This window comes from Streptomyces hiroshimensis (genome assembly GCF_014650335.1).
GTDB classification, from domain to species: Bacteria; Actinomycetota; Actinomycetes; order Streptomycetales; family Streptomycetaceae; genus Streptomyces; species Streptomyces hiroshimensis.
This window is the reverse complement of record NZ_BMUT01000019.1, coordinates 18,846-36,175: the sequence shown is the minus strand read 5'-3', so window position 1 is coordinate 36,175 and position 17,330 is coordinate 18,846. Positions and strand designations below refer to the sequence as shown.

At 72.0% G+C, this 17,330-nt stretch carries 13 protein-coding genes; all 13 read left to right on the top strand.

Features of this window, described 5'->3' with window-relative positions; all coding sequences use genetic code 11:
- The first annotated feature begins 168 nt into the window (after positions 1-168).
- The gene (locus tag IE241_RS30960; RefSeq protein WP_190025183.1) at positions 169-1,542 is read left to right on the top strand and encodes an NsdA family TPR-like regulatory protein; all 1,374 of its coding nucleotides are present in this window, start codon (positions 169-171) and stop codon (positions 1,540-1,542) included.
- A 321-nt stretch (positions 1,543-1,863) separates the two neighbouring features.
- The gene (locus tag IE241_RS30955; RefSeq protein ID WP_190025182.1) at positions 1,864-2,148 is read left to right on the top strand and encodes a hypothetical protein; all 285 of its coding nucleotides are present in this window, start codon (positions 1,864-1,866) and stop codon (positions 2,146-2,148) included.
- Between the two features lie 283 nt (positions 2,149-2,431).
- Entirely contained in the window at positions 2,432-3,547 is a 1,116-nt protein-coding gene (locus tag IE241_RS30950) for a glycoside hydrolase family protein (RefSeq protein ID WP_190025181.1), read from the top strand.
- Positions 3,548-3,886: 339 nt separating this feature from the next.
- Positions 3,887-4,615 (top strand): hypothetical protein, encoded by a 729-nt coding sequence (locus tag IE241_RS30945; RefSeq protein ID WP_190025180.1) that lies wholly within the window; start codon positions 3,887-3,889, stop codon positions 4,613-4,615.
- Positions 4,616-4,831: 216 nt separating this feature from the next.
- Positions 4,832-7,873, top strand: a complete 3,042-nt coding sequence (locus tag IE241_RS30935; protein WP_190025179.1) for an AfsR/SARP family transcriptional regulator — start codon at positions 4,832-4,834, stop codon at positions 7,871-7,873.
- Positions 7,874-8,040: 167 nt separating this feature from the next.
- Positions 8,041-9,114 (top strand): L-tyrosine/L-tryptophan isonitrile synthase family protein, encoded by a 1,074-nt coding sequence (locus IE241_RS30930; RefSeq protein ID WP_229900086.1) that lies wholly within the window; start codon positions 8,041-8,043, stop codon positions 9,112-9,114.
- 68 nt (positions 9,115-9,182) lie between these two features.
- On the top strand, positions 9,183-10,061 hold the full coding sequence (locus IE241_RS30925) for a TauD/TfdA dioxygenase family protein (RefSeq protein ID WP_190025178.1): 879 nt from the start codon (positions 9,183-9,185) through the stop codon (positions 10,059-10,061).
- Positions 10,058-11,572 carry a 4-hydroxyphenylacetate 3-hydroxylase family protein gene (locus IE241_RS30920; RefSeq protein WP_190025177.1) on the top strand — a complete coding sequence of 505 codons (1,515 nt, stop codon included), beginning with the start codon at positions 10,058-10,060 and terminating at the stop codon, positions 11,570-11,572. Before IE241_RS30925 ends, IE241_RS30920 begins: the two co-directional genes overlap by 4 nt.
- A gap of 53 nt (positions 11,573-11,625) precedes the next feature.
- Positions 11,626-13,509 (top strand): asparagine synthase (glutamine-hydrolyzing), encoded by a 1,884-nt coding sequence (gene asnB / locus IE241_RS30915; protein WP_190025176.1) that lies wholly within the window; start codon positions 11,626-11,628, stop codon positions 13,507-13,509.
- A complete protein-coding gene (locus IE241_RS30910; RefSeq protein ID WP_190025175.1) occupies positions 13,509-14,483 on the top strand; it encodes a quinone oxidoreductase family protein in 975 nt (324 codons plus the stop codon). The genes asnB and IE241_RS30910 overlap by 1 nt, the downstream gene beginning before the upstream one ends.
- Before the next feature lie 45 nt (positions 14,484-14,528).
- On the top strand, positions 14,529-15,446 hold the full coding sequence (locus IE241_RS30905; protein WP_190025174.1) for a DODA-type extradiol aromatic ring-opening family dioxygenase: 918 nt from the start codon (positions 14,529-14,531) through the stop codon (positions 15,444-15,446).
- 34 nt (positions 15,447-15,480) lie between these two features.
- A complete protein-coding gene (locus tag IE241_RS30900; protein ID WP_190025173.1) occupies positions 15,481-16,644 on the top strand; it encodes an AAA family ATPase in 1,164 nt (387 codons plus the stop codon).
- A 209-nt stretch (positions 16,645-16,853) separates the two neighbouring features.
- Complete coding sequence (locus tag IE241_RS30895) at positions 16,854-17,303, top strand: hypothetical protein (RefSeq protein WP_190025172.1); 450 nt, start codon at positions 16,854-16,856, stop codon at positions 17,301-17,303.
- Positions 17,304-17,330 lie beyond the last annotated feature (27 nt).

Below are 17,330 nucleotides of genomic sequence, written 5' to 3'. Positions count from 1 at the left end.
GCCGCCCCGTGCACCACCTCATGGGCGCATGGTCAACGGGTTGTGCCGCCCTCTCAACGGCCCGGATGGACCGCGCTTGTGGGCGCTCAATCAGTGAACTGCGAAGGCGAGTTGGGGGGTACCGTGTGGGCCTGGTGGAGACGTATATCGCGTATACCGAGGCCGGCCATGACCAAGCGCACGCCGAACATGCAGCTCAAGGCCCTCATCGACGAGAAGAGGCTGCCGTACGAAACCATCGCTCACGTCGTCCGAATCGTCGCGGCGGAGTCGGGCGAGGTCTTACGCACCAACCGCTCCACCGTCGAGCACTGGATCTCCGGGGCACAGCCCGCCGGGAACACTCCCCGGTACCTCGCCGAAGCCCTCTCCCGGCTGCTGGGCCGCCTGGTGACTGTGGACCGCTTGGGTCTTTCCACAGGGCGTGGGGAGGATGACAGCATCGGACTGTCCCTCGGTCCCGACCCGGTCGAGACCCTGACTCTGATCGGGAAGGCAGACGTGAACCGACGACGCTTCCTCGCCTCCTCCGCCTACTCCGTCGCAGCCGCAGCCCTGCCATTGGGCTACCTCCATGACATCGCCGGCCGGGCCGCCGCTGCCCGCAGCGGCGCCATCGCAGGAAACGCCGAAGTCGCCGCCGTGCGCGACATGGTGCGGGTCTTCACGGACATGGACGAGCTCCACGGCGGGCAGCACGGCCGCTCAGCCCTGGTGCAGTACCTGATGTCCGATGTCGCCACCCTGTGCCGGGGGCGCTTCCGCACCGAGGATGCACGCCGCCAGATGCTCTCTGCCGCCGCCTCGGGTGTGCACCTGGCGGGGTGGAAGAGCTACGACGCTGGGGAGCAGGGGCTCGCGCAGCGGTATTACTTGCAGTGTTATGCGCTCGCCACCGAGTCAGGCATCCCCGGCCACGACGGGTTCGTCATGCGGACCATGGCTCAACAGGGCATGAAGATCCACCGCGCCGAACACTGCCGGGCCCTGGCCGAGACCGGCCTGGACAGAGCCAAAGGCCACGTCGACCCCGCCACCGAAGCCCTCTTCCACGTCACCTATGCCCACGCGCTGGCCAAGACCAGCCAAAGCAGGCAAGCCATCCGCGCGGTCGAGCGCGCGCGGGCCTGCCTCGATGCGGCCAAGGGCGATCCCACGCCCTTCTGGGCCCTGGCCTGGGGGCCGGCGGAGGCCACGGTCCGCTCTCGTACGGCCAAGGTCTTCGCCACCCTGGGCGACCCCCGTAACGCTGCCCAGCAGTACGCCCGCGCAGCTGCCAGCCGCCCGCCGGGCACCTACGCGCGCATCATCGCCCTCGACCTCGTCGCCCAGGCCGAACTCCAAGCCGGTCAAGGCGCCATCGAGGAGGCATGCGCCACCTGGGGCCGCGCCATGGACCACATGGACGGCGTTGCCTCCGTCCGCACCCGCAAGGCCGTCAGAAGCATGCGTCGCGATCTGACCCGCTTCCGGGCCCGTGGTCTGCGCTGCGCGGCAGAGCTCGACGAACGCGGGCGCGACTTCCTCACCGTCCACCGCTGAACATCAGGACCTTTGCCCGGACTATGAGTAACTTCGAGCACGTCTCGATCCTGAGGCCCGGTCCCGGCGGCAGCCGGCCCCTGGGCTGCCCACCTCCCTCAGCCTCTTCCCTGACTCTTGCCCGACGTGCTCCGACCGCCTCGCTTGAGCGGGCATCATTCCGGTTATGGACTTGTCTTCAATCGGCATTGTCGCTCCGCTCTTCGCCAGCGGGGCTTCATTGCTGGCGTTGTTACCCGTCGGACTCAGCAGGGGGTTGCCCGCGACTGCATCAGATGGGAGCTCAGGCTTGAACTGGTCAAGCTGGAAGAGGCCTGCTTTGTGACCGCGCTGGACTACCTGATCGAGGCTGCCAACGCCGCCAATCGCTATATAGCGCGTTCGAGCGAGATCGACGTCACTGAGTACGACGACCGCGAGTCGTACACGCTGGCGATCCTGGACAGACTCGGGGACGGTCCAGGGGTTCGCCGCGCAGACGGACTGCCTGAACGAGGGGCTGGTCGTCCAGGGCACGACCATCCGCAACGTCAGAAGACTCCAGGGCCGCTGAGCCGCAGCCCGGCGCCGGTGCGGCGCAAGACGCCCGGCAGCTGCGGGTCTTGAGGAAGTCGGACTATGTCTGGCGAAATAGGGACGACCACGGATACTCTTGGCCGTCGTGGGGCCATGCGATGGGACATGGAAGTCGGCACTGTCCGGCAGGGCGCGGCGGGGTTTCGGTGCACTGTTCGGCGCGCGCGGGGGCGAGCAGGGGGCGTCGCCCAGGGCTCGAAGCGAGCAGGCGGGGCCCTATTTGGGCTTGGGTTTCACTCACACTCAGTACAGTGCGGACCATGGCGCTCCGGAGGCCACCCGGCGGGCCGGCGCCCTGCTCTCCGCCCATCCCATGCCGCAGAACCAGCACATCATGGGCTGGGGAGCGGAGAACCCCGAACCCACTCCCGGACACTACGACTTCGAGGCGCTCGACCAGCGCGTCACGCTGATGCGGGCCACAGGCGCGACCCCCGTCCTGACCCTGTGCGGCGCCCCCGACTGGATGAAGGGCGGACGGAAGGGGCGTACCGACTGGTCCCGGCTGGAGGCGGCTCCTGACCCCGGGCACTATGCGGACTTCGCCCGGCTCGCGGGCCTGGTCGCATGCCGGTACCCGGACATCCGGCACTTCCTCGTGTGGAATGAGCTGAAAGGCTTCTACGACGAGGACAAGCGCCGCTGGAACTACGAGGGATACACCGAGATGTACAACCTCGTCCACGCCGAGCTGAAAAGGCGGAACCCGGAGAATCTCGTGGGCGGCCCTTACGCCGTGATCGACCACGAACCGCCCGGCGACGAGGACGGCTCACCGGAGGTGCGTGGCGCCTGGGGCGCACTCGACCGGCGCTCCGTCGACGTCATCCGCTACTGGAACGAGCACAAGGCGGGAGCCGACTTCCTCGTCGTGGACGGTTCCAGCTACACCCGTGACGGGCACCGGACGATCCCCGACGAGTTCGCTGCCACCGAGAAGTTCGCCGATGTCACCCGCTGGCTGAGGAACGTCACCGGGCTTCCGGTGTGGTGGGCCGAGTGGTACGTCGAGCCTCCTGGAGATGACGGGACGGGCGGCCGGGACGGCTGGAGCGAGCAGCATCGCACTGCCGTACAGGCCACCGCCATGATGCAGTTGGCCACGAGCGGCGCCGCAACCGCCCTCTACTGGAACCCGCAGAGGACCGACGGCGACTGCCCCGGGTGCCTGTGGCGGGGCACCGGGCCGGACGATGGGGGCAAGAGGTTGCCCATGGCGCGCCTGTTGGCTCGGTTCGCCCGTGAATTCCCGCCGGGAACCACCTTCCGCCAGGTCGAGGCTTCCGCCGAAGGCGGAGCCCGGGTCCGGACCCTCGCCCACGAGAGCGTCGTCCTCGTCGTCAACACCGAGCAACAGCAGGTCGCGGCCAGGGTGGACGGGCGAGCCCTGACGCTGGCGCCGTACGAGGTGCGCTGGCTGGACTGCTGAGCGAATAAACCCGGATGGCGGTGTCCCAAGTCCGTCCACGGACAGGCTGCTCAACGATTTGTGTGGTGCTTCGTAAGACTTCGGTCATTTGTGGTCATCTATGGCTGTGGTGCGTGGCGTGTCGGGGTATCCGGCCGGGTAGGCCCAGAATTCCGTTGTTCGTTCTCCGGACTCCGGGAGCCCGTCATGGTCCTCAAGGCGCTCGCTCGCGCACTGGCTCTGGCCGCGCTGCTCGCCGTGCCGGCGGGGGTGTGCACGGCGGCGCCGGCGCCCCCCGCTCCATGGGTGCCTGCCGCCCCACTGTCGCCTGCGGCTCCAGCCCGTGCGCCGGAGGCGGCCGTGACGCAGCGCTGCCTCCCGCCAGTCGTGGTCAAGGGCAAGAGCGGGCAGTCGGCGAAGGCCGGCGTGTGCGTGGCGCTCGACAACGCGTTCATGACCGTTACCGCGCCCGCGGAGTGCGGCCGGGGTGCCTGTGACACGTCCGGGACGTGGCGGATGAAGCGCAGCGGACGGGACGTCGCCTCGGGGGAGTTCGGCCGGCGGGCGGGGTACCCGGGGCCGGGGACGTACGAGATCATCACCACGCTACGGGTGCGCTCCGTCCCGGCGGGCGTCGACCTCCGGGCGGAGAGAACGGCCAGGATCACCCTGAGCTGGCCTCGTCCCAAGACGACGCACCGCATCGACGTCAGCCCGCGCACGGTCAGGGCGGGTCGCACCACGACGGTGACGTACACCGTCAGCCGCCTGGGACCGGACGGTGACAGCAACTCCCGCCTGGGCCTGATCGGCACCGAGGGCACCGGGGTGAGGCTGACCTCCTCCGACCCCCAGTGCAGCAACCCCTTGTCCGGCGCCTATCCCTCCACGGCCCGCCACCCGTACGTCCTGAACTGTGACCTCGTCAATCTCCAGCCCGGCCGCCCCAACGTGGTCAAGGTACGGGTCCGCATGGGCAAGGTCTGCTCGCCCGTCGTCTCCAAGATGGGCTACTGGCTGCCGAAGGGGCAGGAGGCGTACACGGGCAACATGCTCGTAGGGCCGACGGTCGGGTGTGTGAAGGGATGAGCATGGCTGACGGGAATGCTCTGGCCCGGGCGCACGTGGCGACCAGGCTGCCCGCTCAGGACCTGGACCGGGCGCGGCGCTTCTACTCCCAGCAACCCGGCGTGGTGTTCGCCGTGGCGTGAAGCCGTAAGCGGAAGATCTCGCCCCGCGCAGCGCCTATGGTTGTCGGATTCGCCGATGTTCGAATCTTGCACAACTGAAGGGCGGTCATGCGGGGTGCGTACGCGTGTCGAGTTCAAGGTGCTGGGGCCCCTCGCGGCCGTCGCCGACGGCCGCGTTCTCCCGCTCGGAGGGCCGAAGCAGCGGACCCTGCTCGCCATGCTGCTCGTCAACGCCAACACCGCCGTCTCCGCGGACCGGTTGTGCGACGCCGTCTGGGGGGAGGCCCCTCCGGCCTCGGCCCAGGCCAACCTGCGTAGCTATGCCGCCGTCCTGCGCAAGGTGCTCAGCCCCGCGTCAGGCCCCGCGTCCGGCTCCGTGCCCGGCGGGGACCGGCTGAGTCAGGGCAACGGCGGCTACTGCCTGCGCGTGCTGCCGGGCGAAGTGGACCTGCACCGGTTCGAGGTCCTCGTCGCCCGCGGCCGCGTCGCCCTCGGCGCGGGCGAGCACCGGGCGGCGGCCGACGCCCTGCGGGAGGCGCTGGACCTGTGGCGCGGCAGCCCGTTCGAAGGGGTGGCGCACCACGACGTGCTGCTCGGCGAGGTCGCCCGGCTGGAGGAGTCGCGGCTGGCCGCCTTCGAGGACTACGCCGAGGCGCGCCTCGCGCTCGGCGAGCCCCGCGACCTGGTGGGCCTCCTGCGGGCGGAGACGGCCCGCCACCCGCTGCGCGAGTCGCTGTGGGCCAAGCTGATGACGGCGCAGTACCGCTGTCACCACCCGGGCGATGCGCTGCAGTCCTACGCCCTCGCCCGCTCCGCCCTGCGCGACGAGCTCGGCATCGAACCCGGCGACGAGCTCCGCAGACTGCACCACGCGGTCCTGACCAGGGACCCGGACCTGGGCGCGCCCCCGCCCGCACCCGCGCAGCCCGCCCGCCCCGCGGACCACTGGCAGCCGACCGTCCAAGTTCCGTCCGACGACTCCGACTTCGTCGGACGGAGCCGGCTGATCGAGCGCGTGGCCGGGCTGCTCAGACCCGCCGGGCGGCCCGCCCGCACGCCCTGCGCCGTGCCCGTCGCGATCCTCACCGGCCTCCCCGGCGTCGGCAAGACCGCCCTGGCCACGCGCCTCGCCCACCACCTGCGCAACGAGTTCCCCGACGGCCGGCTGTTCCTGCACCTGGACGGCACCCGCGGCCCCCAGCGCCCGCCCGGCGTGATCCTCGCGGACCTGCTGCTCAGCCTGGGCGTCGCCGGGTCCTCCATCCCCGAGGCCACGGAGGACCGGGCGGCGCTCTACCGCTCGCTGCTGGCCGACCGCAAGGTGCTCGTCCTGCTCGACGACGCGCGCGACGAGGCCCAGATCCGCCTGCTGCTCCCCGGCACGCCGGGCAGCGCGGCCCTGGTCACCAGCAGGGCACGGCTCGCCGGGCTGACGGACGCGCACCTGATCGACGTCGACCCCTTCGACGACGAGGAGTCGCAGGACCTGCTGCGGCGCATCGTCGGCCCGCAGCGGCTCGCGGCGGAGCCGGAGGCCACCGAGCGCATCCTCGCCGCCTGCGCCGGACTGCCGCTGGCGCTGCGGGTGGCGGCGGCGCGGCTCGCCAGCCGCCCGGACTGGCAGGTCCGCAGGCTCGCCGACCGCCTCGCCGACGAGCGCGGCGTGCTGGCCGAGCTCACCGTGGGGGACCTCGCCGTCCGCACGTGCGTCGCCGCCAGTTACCACGGCCTGGCGCCCGACGCCGCGCGCGCCTTCCGCGCCGTCGGGCTGCTCCCCTCGCCCGAGTTCCCCGGCTGGGCGCTCTCCGCCCTGCTCGACGCCGACGGCTCCGCGGCGGCCGGTTCCGCATGCGGTTCCGAAGGCAGGCCCAGGGCAGCCGGCCCCGCGGCGGGCTCCTGCCCCTCCGCCGTCGTGGCGGCCGACCGTGCCACCGACGCGCTCATCGACGCCAACCTCGTACAGATCGAGTCGCCGAGCGGGCACGGGCAGCCGCGCTACCGCATGCACGACCTCCTGCACGCCTACGCGGCCGAGCGCGCCGACGCCGACGAGCCGCCGGCGTGGCGCCGGGCCGCGGTCGCCCGGGTCCTGGACGGCTGGCTCGCCCGTGTGCGCGCGGCAGGGGACCAGCTCATCCGGAGAGGCACCGGCGGGCACCGGCCCGGCGAGGCGGGCGACCTCGTCGGATGGCTGGAGAGCGAGCGGGCGAACCTCGTCACCGCGGTCGGGTTCGCCGCGGGCTGCGGATACGGGGCGCAGACCGCCGGGCTCGCCGCCGCGCTGGAGGACGTCTGCCACCTGCGCAACTGGTGGGACGAGTGGGAGCAGATCGCCCGGGCCGCGCTCGACCGCGCCACGGCGGACGGCGACCCTGTGGCCGCCGCCGTCGCCCAGGGCTCCCTGGCCCGGGCCTGCGCCGTACGGGGCCGCGTCGACGACGCCATGACCCGCTACGCTGCGGCCATCGAGCAGCTGGACGCGCTGGGCCAGGAGCACCACGCCGCCCGCCTGCGCATCCACCGCAGCTTCGCGATCGCCGACCGGGGCATGGCCGGGCTCGCCCACGACGACGCCGCCTCCGCGGCAGCCGTGATGAACCGGCTGGGCGACAAGCACGGTCAGGTCATGGCCCTGCGCAGCCTGGGGTTCGCGCTCGCCTGCCAGGAGCGCGAGGCCGAAGCCGTCGACGCCCTCGAACCGGCGGTGGCGACCGCGGAGCGCCTCGGGCACCCGCTCGCCCTGGCCGACGTCCTGCAGCTGCTGGCCTGGGCGGAGATCGGCCACGGCCGCGCCGAGCGGGCCGCACGCCACCTGCACCGGGCCCTGGCCGAGTACCGGTCGGTGCGGCACCGCCCCGGCGAGGCGTACGCGCTGCTGACGCTGGGCCGGATGCACACCGAGCTCGGCGGCCCCGGCCACGCCGCGTGGGCGCTCGCGCCGCTCGACGAGGCCGCGTCCATCTTCACCGAGCTCGGCGAACGCCGGGGCGAGGCGCTCACCTCCCTGTGGCTGGGCAGCACACACGCCGCGCTGGGGGACACCGGCCGGGCCATGAGCCGTCTCACCGCGGCTCTGACCGGGTTCCGCAGCCTGCGCATGCCGTTCTGGGCCGAGCGTGCGCAGCGGGAACTCGCCGGCCTCACACGGAATGCCTGACCCGCCGAACCCGGTGACCTGCGCCGGGCCGTGACGGCGCGCACCCCTGTCCGACGACGCCCTTCGACTGTCCGACGACGCCCTTCGACGCCTCCCTTGTGCGCTTCTCATGCGCTTCTCATGCGCCCGCCCAGCACCGTGGTGCGCAGTCCACGAAGGGAGGCGCGGTGTCCGAACCAGCCGCACCCGATATCGAACCGGCCGCCGTAGAAGTCATCCGGGAGGTCCTGTCCCACCAGCGCAGAATGCGCGAGGGCGGATGCACCGGACGGGTGTGCCTGCACTGCGTCAGGCATCACCTGGACGCGGTGCGCAGCGCTATGGAGGCCGGCCGGCGGATCGAATTCGTTCTCCCGGCCTTCCCCACGAAGTCCCCGAACCCGGCCAAGGTGCTCGGCCCCCTGCCGGACCTCGCCGAGGAACTCGCCCTGCGCTTCCTCAACTCGCTGTGCGAGCGCATCGGCGAGGTCTACCCGCCGGGAGCCGCCATCCTCATCTGCTCCGACGGGCGGGTCTTCAACGACCTGCTGGGCGTCAGCGACGAGAACGTCACCGCCTACGCACGCGCCCTCGACGCCATGATCAGGAGGATAGGCGCCACCCACCTCGAACAGTTCAGCCTCGACGAGGTCTACAGCGGCGCCGGGCACGAGGACATGCGCAGCATGCTTTCCGCCGGCTACGCCCCGACGCCGGCCGAACTGCGCGAGGAGGTGCGCGCCGGCGGCGCCCCGCTCGCCATGTACCGGGGCATCACCCGCTTCATGCTGGAGGACCTGTCCGGTCCCGGCTACACCGGCACTCGCTCCGCCCTGCAGCGCAAGTGCCGCGACCTCGCGTACCGCGTGATCCAGCGCAGCCGGGCGTGGGGCAACCTGCTGGATCAGCTCTTCCCCACGGCGATCCGCCTGTCCATCCACCCGCAGCCGTGCAGCACGGAGAAGATCGGCATCCTGCTCGCCGACACGCCCGACACCTGGCTGACGCCCTGGCACAGCGTCGCGGTCGCGTCCGGCGGGCGCTTCACCCTCATGAAGCGCGCGGAGGCGGAGGAGGCCGGCGCCGAACTGGTCTACGTGGCGGGAAGCCCCAGCCACTACGTGCTGGAGCCGGCCGTCGAGCCCGCCGTTCCCCGGTCCGCCGCCGCTCCCCGGTCCACCGCTGTCGCTCGGTCCACCGCCGTGCCGGGGACCGTGTCTCCGGCCGCGCACCGTGACTCCTGGGACCAGGCCTGCGCGTAAGCGCCCGCCTGCCGTGCCCGGACAACCGGCGTATCCCCTCACTCCTCTCACCCCACAGGAGAGACCCCATGACCGCTGAGCACGACACCCCCACAGCCGTGGACGTCCTCACCGACCTCCGCTACGGCGTCGCGCCGATCGAACCCTTCGGCCTGGCGATACAGGCGCTGGAGCCGGGCCTGCACGTCCGGGACCTCCCCGTCGCACCGCTGCGCTCCCTCGTCCGCGAGCACCACCTCGTGCTGCTGCGCGACTTCGACTCCTTCGAGGGCCCCGGCGAGCTCTCCGCCTACTGCGAGCGCTGGGGCGAGCCCAGCGTGTGGCCCTTCGGCACGGTGCTCGAACTCGTCGAGCAGGAGAAGCCCGAGGACCACATCTTCGACTCCAGCTACATGCCGATGCACTGGGACGGCATGTACCGCGAACAGATCCCCGAGTTCCAGGTGTTCCAGTGCGTGCTCGCCCCCGGAGCGGAGAACGGCGGCGAGACGACCTTCTCCCACACCACCGCCGTGCTGGAGCGCACCGACCCGCGGACCGTCGCCCAGTGGTCGCAGGTGACCGGCACCTACCACCGCGCGATGGAGTTCTACAACAGCGTCACCGTCTCGCCGATCGTGACCACTCACCCCGTCCACGGCGCCCCGGTCATCCGCTACAACGAGCCCACCGCCGCCGACGACGCCGGCTTCGTCAACCACCCCGACCTGCAGTTCACGGGCCTGCCCGACGACGGGATCGCCGAGATGCACCGCAGCCTGCGCGCCGCGCTGTACGACCCGGCGCACTTCTACGCCCACAGCTGGCGCTCGGGTGACATGGTGTTCGCCGACAACTACACGCTGCTGCACGGCCGGAACGCCTTCACCAGTGGCGCCCCCCGTCACCTGCGCCGCGTCCAGGTGCTCGGCACCCCGGCGCTGGACAACCCGGGGCTGGTCCGATGACCCCCACCGGCAGCCTCATGACGGGCGACGACTATTTGGAGAGCCTGCGCGACGGCCGCCAGGTGTATCTGAACGGGGAACGCGTCAAGGACGTCGCCCATCACCCCGCCTTCCGTAACTCCGCCCTTTCGGTGGCCCGTCTCTACGACGCCCTGCACGACCCGGCCACCTCCGGCGTCCTCACCGGAGTCGACGAGGCCACGGGCATCCGTACACACAAGTTCTTCAAGCCCAGCCGCTCGGCGGCCGAGCTGGTGGAGGCCCGCGAGGCCATCGCCACCTGGGCGAGGATGAGCTACGGCTTCCTGGGCCGCACCCCCGAGTACAAGGCCTCCTTCATGGCCGGCCTCGGCGTCAACGCCGGCTACTACGGCCGGTTCGCCGCCAACGCCACCGCCTGGTACACCGAGTTCGCCCGCAAGGCGCTCTACCTCAACCACGTCATCATCAACCCGCCCGTGGACCGCAAGCGGGCGATCCACGACATGGAGGACGTCTTCGTGCACGCCGTGCGCGAGACGGACGCGGGCGTCGTGGTCAGCGGGGCGAAGATGCTGGCGACGGGGTCGGCCATCACCAACGCGGGCTTCGTCGCCCCGGTCGGATCGGCGGCCCTCGCGCCCGGCAAGGCGGAGGCCTTCGCCCTGGTCTTCTTCGTCCGCATGGACAACCCGGGCGTGAAGCTCGTCTGCCGCACCCCCTACGCGCAGCACGCCGCAAGCCCCTTCGACGCCCCGCTCAGCAGCCGCTTCGACGAGAACGACAGCGTGCTCCTGCTCGACGAGGCGCTGATCCCCTGGGAGGACGTCCTCGTCTACCGGGACGTCAAGCGCGCCACCGGCTTCTACGCCGCCTCCGGCTTCCCGAACCTGTACAACTTCCAGTCCGGCGTCCGGCTGAGCGTGAAGCTGGAGCTCATGGCCGGGCTGCTCGCCCGCGGCACCCGGGCCAACGGCACCGACGAGTTCCGCGGCGTCCAGGCCGCCGTGGGCGAGGTCGTCACCATGCGGGACATGGTGTGGGCCCTGACCTCGGCCATGGCCCACGACCCCGAGCCGGGCAGCGGCGGGACGGTCGTGCCCCGCCTGGAGCACGCCTCCGCGATGCGCATGTACAACGCCCAGGTGTGGGACCGCGTCCACGAGCTGTTCGAGACCACGCTCGGCGGAGCGCCCCTCGCCGTGCCCTCCAGCGCCCGCGACCTCGCCAACCCCGAGCTGCGGCCGCTCATCGACCGCTTCTACCGCGGCGCGGACACCTCCGCCCACGACCGGATCAAGCTCCTCAAGCTGGTGTGGGACGCGATCGGCACCGAGTTCGGCGGCCGGCACGAGCTGTACGAGCGCAACTACTCGGGCAACGGCGAGCAGGTCCGTCTCGACGCGCTCCGGTGGGCGACCGGGCGCGGCAGCCTCGCCCGCTACGAGGCGCTCGTCCAGGACTGCCTCGACGACTACGACCTCGACGGCTGGCGCCGGGGCCCCTGGCGCGACCCCGCCCACACCGACTGATGCCCCCCTATCGGCTGAGACCCGCCCACACCGACTGAGAACGGAGCACGACCATGTGCGGCATCACCGGCTGGGTCGCCTTCACCCGCGACCTCACGGCCGAACAGCGGACCGTGGACGCCATGACCGACACCCTGGCCGCGCGCGGGCCGGACGCCCGCGGCGTATGGCTGGACACCCACGCCGCCCTGGGACACCGGCGGCTCGCCGTCATCGACCTGGAGCACGGGACGCAGCCCATGCGCACCCCGGAGCCCGGCCCCGGCGGCGACCGGCCCCGCGCCGTGATCTCCTACGGCGGCGAGATCTACAACTTCCGCGAGCTGCGCGAGGAACTCGTCCTCCTCGGGCACCGGTTCACCACCCGCAGCGACACCGAGGTGGCCCTGCGCGCCTACCTGCAGTGGGGCACGGACTTCGCCCGCCGCCTCAACGGCATGTACTCCATCGCCGTCTGGGACACCGCCCGCGAGGAACTGCTCCTCGTACGGGACCGGCTGGGCGTCAAGCCGCTCTTCTACCACCCCACGGCCGACGGCCTGCTCTTCGGCTCCGAGCCCAAGGCCGTCCTCGCCAACCCCCTGGCCGCCGACGCCTGCGCCTCCGCGGAGGAGCTGTGCGACGCGCTGCTGTTCCTGCGCACGCCCGGGCGCGTGCCCTTCCGCGGCATGCGCGAACTGAAGCCCGGCCACCTGCTGCGGGCCGGCCGCGACGGGATCACGGAGGAGCGCTACTGGGCCCTGGAGGCCCGCCCCCACACCGACGACCTGCCCACCACCGTGGCCACCGTCCGCGAGCTGCTCGACGACATCGTCCCCCGGCAGATGGTCGCGGACGTGCCCCTGGTCTCGCTGCTGTCCGGAGGACTCGACTCCAGCACGGTCACCGCCCTCGCGGCCCGGGCGCGCGCCGCCGACGGCGACCGTCTGTCCACCTTCTCCGTCGACTTCACCGGCCACACCGAGAACTTCAAGGCCGACGCCATCCGCCCCACCCCCGACGGCCCCTACGCCCTCGAAGTCGCCCGGCACGTCGGCAGCGACCACCACGCGATCGTCCTCGACCGCGCCCGCCTGCTCGACCCGGCCGTCCGCCGCACCGTCCTCGGCGCGTGGGACCTGCCCTTCAACTTCGCCGACCTCGACGTCTCGCTCTACCTGCTCTTCGCCGCCGTCCGGCAGCACGCCACGGTGGCGCTCTCCGGGGAGGGCGCGGACGAGGTCTTCGGCGGCTACCTGTGGTTCTCCGACCCCGAGGCGCGGCGGGCCGAGACCTTCCCCTGGCTCAAGCTGGGCGCCCACAGAGGCCTCGACCCGCGGTCGCTGTTCCACCCCTGGTTCATCGACGGGATCGACCTCGCGGAGTACGAGGCCGACCTCTACCGCACGGCGCTCGCCGAGGTCCCCGTCCTCGACGGCGAAGACACCGAGAACGCCGCGGAGCGGCGCACCCGCGAGCTCGGCTACCTGACCCTGACCCGCTGGCTGCCCATCCTCCTCGACAAGAAGGACCGCATGGGCATGGCCAGCGGACTGGAGGGCCGGGTGCCGTTCTGCGACCACCGCCTCGTCGAGTACGTCTTCAACGTCCCCTGGGAGATGAAGACCTTCAGCGGCCAGGAGAAGGCGCTGCTGCGGGAAGCCGCCTCCGACCTCCTGCCGCAGTCGGTGCTGCGCCGCAAGAAGGCCGCCTACCCGTCCATCCAGGACCCCGCCTACGACCGGTCCCTCATCACCGGCCTCGCCGCCGCGGCGGGCGACGGGGACGCACCGCTCAGCCCGTTCCTCGACGGCGACGCGGTGCGGCGGATGACCGCCAAGACGGCCACCGGCAGTCTCTCCGAGTTCGAGCGGATCCTCGTGGAGTCCACGGTCCGGATGGACGATTGGCTGCGCACATATGACGTCGGACTGATTGATGTGAAGGGAGTGCACTGATGCACGCGATCGAGATCCGGGAGACCGGCGGACCCGAGGTCCAGCTCTACGTGGAGAAGCCCGACCCCGGGCAGCCCGGCGAAGGACAGATCCTCGTCGAGCTCGCCGCGGCCGGAGTGAACTTCATCGACCTCTACCGGCGCGAGGGCCGCTACCCGCTGCCCGTCCCCTGCGTGCCCGGCGAGGAGGGCTCCGGCATCGTCCGGGCCGTCGGCCCCGGCGTCACCCGTTTCGCGCCCGGCGACCGCGTCGCCTGGACGACCGTCCTCGGCAGCTACGCCGAACGGGTCCTCGTACCCGAGGACAAGGCCATCGTCGTGCCCGACGCCATCGACCTGCGGACGGCCGGCGGCGTACTCGTCCACGGCATGACCGCCCACTTCCTCGCCCACGACTCCTACCCGGCCCGGGAGGGCGAGACGGTCCTCGTCCACGCCGCCGCCGGGGGTGTGGGCCTGCTGCTCACCCAGATGCTCAAGCGGCGCGGCGTCCGCGTCATCGGCACGGTCTCCACGGAGGAGAAGGAGCGCACCGCCCGCGCCAACGGCGCCGACGAAGTCCTCCGCTACACCGAGACCGACGACCTGGCCGCCGAGGTCCGCGCGCTCACGGGCGGGGAGGGCGTCCATGCGGTCTACGACGGCGTCGGCGCCGCCACCTTCGACGCGAGCCTCGCCTCGCTGCGCACCCGCGGCACGCTGGTCCTCTTCGGGGGCGCCAGCGGCGCCGTGCCGCCCGTCGACGTGATGCGGCTGCTGTGGGGCGGCTCGCTGACCCTGACCCGGCCCTACCTGGAGCACTTCCGGGCCACCGCCGAGGAGTTCGAGCGGCGCGCGGGCGAGGTGTTCCGGGGCATCGCCGACGGCACGCTGACGTTCACCGTGGCGGGGACGTACCCCCTCGCCGAGGCGCACCGCGCACACACCGACCTGGCCTCCCGCCGCACCTCCGGAAAGCTCCTCCTCGTCCCGTAAACCCGTAAACCCGTAAACCCGTAAACCCGTATAAGGAGACCGCCCATGGGCGACATCACCGGTGCGGGCCTGCTCTCGCACGCGCCCGTCATCATGTTCCCCGAGCCCGCCCGGATCGAGGCCAACGGCGGCAGCGACTTCACGCTCGCGACCGGCCTGGAGCAGCTCCGGCGCGACGTCATCGACACGGCCGACTACGACACGGTGGTGGTCTTCGACTCCCACTGGGCGACGACGACCGAGGCGGTCATCACCGCCCACCCGCGCCGTACGGGCCTGTTCACCTCGGACGAGATGCCGGCCGCGATCAGCGGGCTCCCGTACGACCTCCCCGGCGACCCGGAACTGGCCCACGCGGTCGCCGCCCTGGCGGAGGAGAGGAAGGTGTGGGTCGCCGCCAACGACGACCCGCACCTGCCGATCCACTACGCGACGCTCAACCTCTGGACGTACCTCGGCCGGGGCGTGGGCAGAGCAGCAGGAAAACCCTGGGTGTCCGTCTCCGTCTGCCAGACGGCGACCACCGAGGACTTCCTCAGGATCGGCGAGATCGTGGGAGAAGCGGTCGGCGGCCTCGACCGCAAGGTGCTGCTGCTCGCCTCGGGCGGCCTCTCCCACCGCTTCTGGCCGCTGTCCGAACTGCGCAACCGCATGGCCGGGGACCCCGTCAACATCGTCACCGCCGAGGCGCGCGCGGCGGACGAGCAGCGGATCGCGTGGCTGGAGGCGGGCCGGCACGACCGGGTGATCCGGACCATGCCGGAGTACCTGCGGTACGCGCCCGAGGGGCGCTTCGGCCACTACCTGATGCTGGCGGGTGCACTGGGCGGCGAGGCGTGCGGGGCGCGCGGCCGCCGGTTCGGCACGTACGAGAACGGGATCGGGACCGGCCAGGTCCACCTGTGGTTCGACCCACCGGCCGCTCGCCCGCCGGGCCGATGTCAGACCCCCTTGGCAGACTGAACGAAAGATCCACCGCGATGCGCCGAGAGGTCCCATGCTCACCACTGTCGCCGTCGAGAACTACCGCTCCCTGCGCCGGCTGATCGTCCCCCTGGGCCGGCTCAACGTGATCACCGGGGCGAACGCCACCGGCAAGTCCAGCCTCTACCGGGCGCTGCGGCTGCTCGCCGACTCGGCGCGCGGGGGTGCGGTCGCGGCGCTGGCGCGTGAGGGCGGGCTGGCCTCGACGCTGTGGGCCGGGGAGCGCAAGGGCAGCGGACGCTCCCCGGCGGCCAGCCTGCGCCTCGGGTTCGCCGGGGACGAATTCGGCTACGCGGTCGACTTCGGGCACCCGATACCGGCCTCCGGCAGCACTGGCGCGCCGTCCATGTTCAACCTGGACCCCGAGATCAAGCGGGAGTGCACCTGGGCGGGCCCCGTGCTGCGCCCGTCCGCACTGCTCTCCGACCGTTCCGGGCCCGCCGTGCGCACCCGCACCGCGAACGGCACCTGGCACGACTCCGTGAACGCCGTCCGCCCCTACGACAGCATGCTCAGCGAGCTCGCCGACCCGCAGCTCGCCCCCGACCTGCTGCGGCTGCGCGAGCACATGCGCTCCTGGCGGTTCTACGACCACGTGCGCACCGACGCGCACGCGCCCGCCCGCGGCGCACAGATCGGCACCCGCACCCCGGTGCTCGGCCACGACGGCGCGGACCTGGCGGCCGCCCTGCAGACCATCCGCGAGATCGGCGACCACGAGGCCCTGGACGCCGCCGTGGACGCGGCGTTCCCCGGCAGCAGCGTGGAGATCGTCAGCGAGGGCGGCCGGTTCGAGCTCAGGCTCTACCAGCGCGGCCTGCTGCGCCCGCTCGGCGCGGCCGAGCTCTCCGACGGCACACTGCGCTATCTGCTGTGGACCGCGGCGCTGCTCACCCCGCGCCCGCCCGCGCTGCTCGTCCTCAACGAGCCGGAGGCCAGCCTCCACCCGGACCTGCTGCCCCCGCTGGCCGACCTGATCCTCACCGCGACCCGGGACACCCAGATCGTGGTGGTCACCCACGCCCCGGAGCTGGCCGAGACCCTCCGCTCCGGCGCCGGGCGCCACCGGCTCGACGTCAACTCGATAGCCCTCGTCAAGGACGGCCTCGGGCAGACGGACGTCGCAGGCCGCGAAGGCCTGCTCGACGAGCCGCTGTGGCACTGGCCCAAGCGCTGACGGACCACCAGATCTCCGGTGGTCCGGAGGCGATTGTTCGACGCCTCGCGTGGTGCCTGGCGGCGGGGAGACATGGAGGCCGCTCCGGCCCGTTTCCGCTACTGATCACGCGGAGCGCCCGCTGTCAGTCCTCTGTCAGTCCTCGAAGCTAGAATGCGGCGTTTGTTCGATCGGATGGGCCGTGAGCCCTGAACCGTGGGGGGAACCGCATGAGGGCGAGACTGAGAGAGACCGCGGAAGAGCTGGCCGGCCTGCTGTGGCGGGAGTACATCGTCTACCGCGACCGGTCGGGGGAGGTGGTGATCCGGGGCGAGCACGTCCAGCGCTGGATCAGCCTCGCCCCCGCGGCCGGCGCCGACGAGATACTCGTCCGCGCGGGCCGCATCCTGGACGGCGGCACCACCGCCCCGGCGCGCTCGGAGGCGGTCGTGGCGCTGTCGGCGGGCACGAGTGAACTCGCCGCCGCCTGCCGCCGTCTCCTCGCCGACACCGCCGCCGCCCCCGCGCCCCCGGCCCCGGGCTCCGCGAAGAGCCGCCGGCACGCGACGGCACGGTCCGGCCGCGGGAGCCGCCGCCATACGGGCCTGGGCTCCTGGGTGGTGATCGCCTGTGTGCTCGGCGTGCTCGGCTTCTGCGCCTACCGGATCGTGGTGCCGTAAGCCCGTGGGGTGCCTGTGACCGTGCTC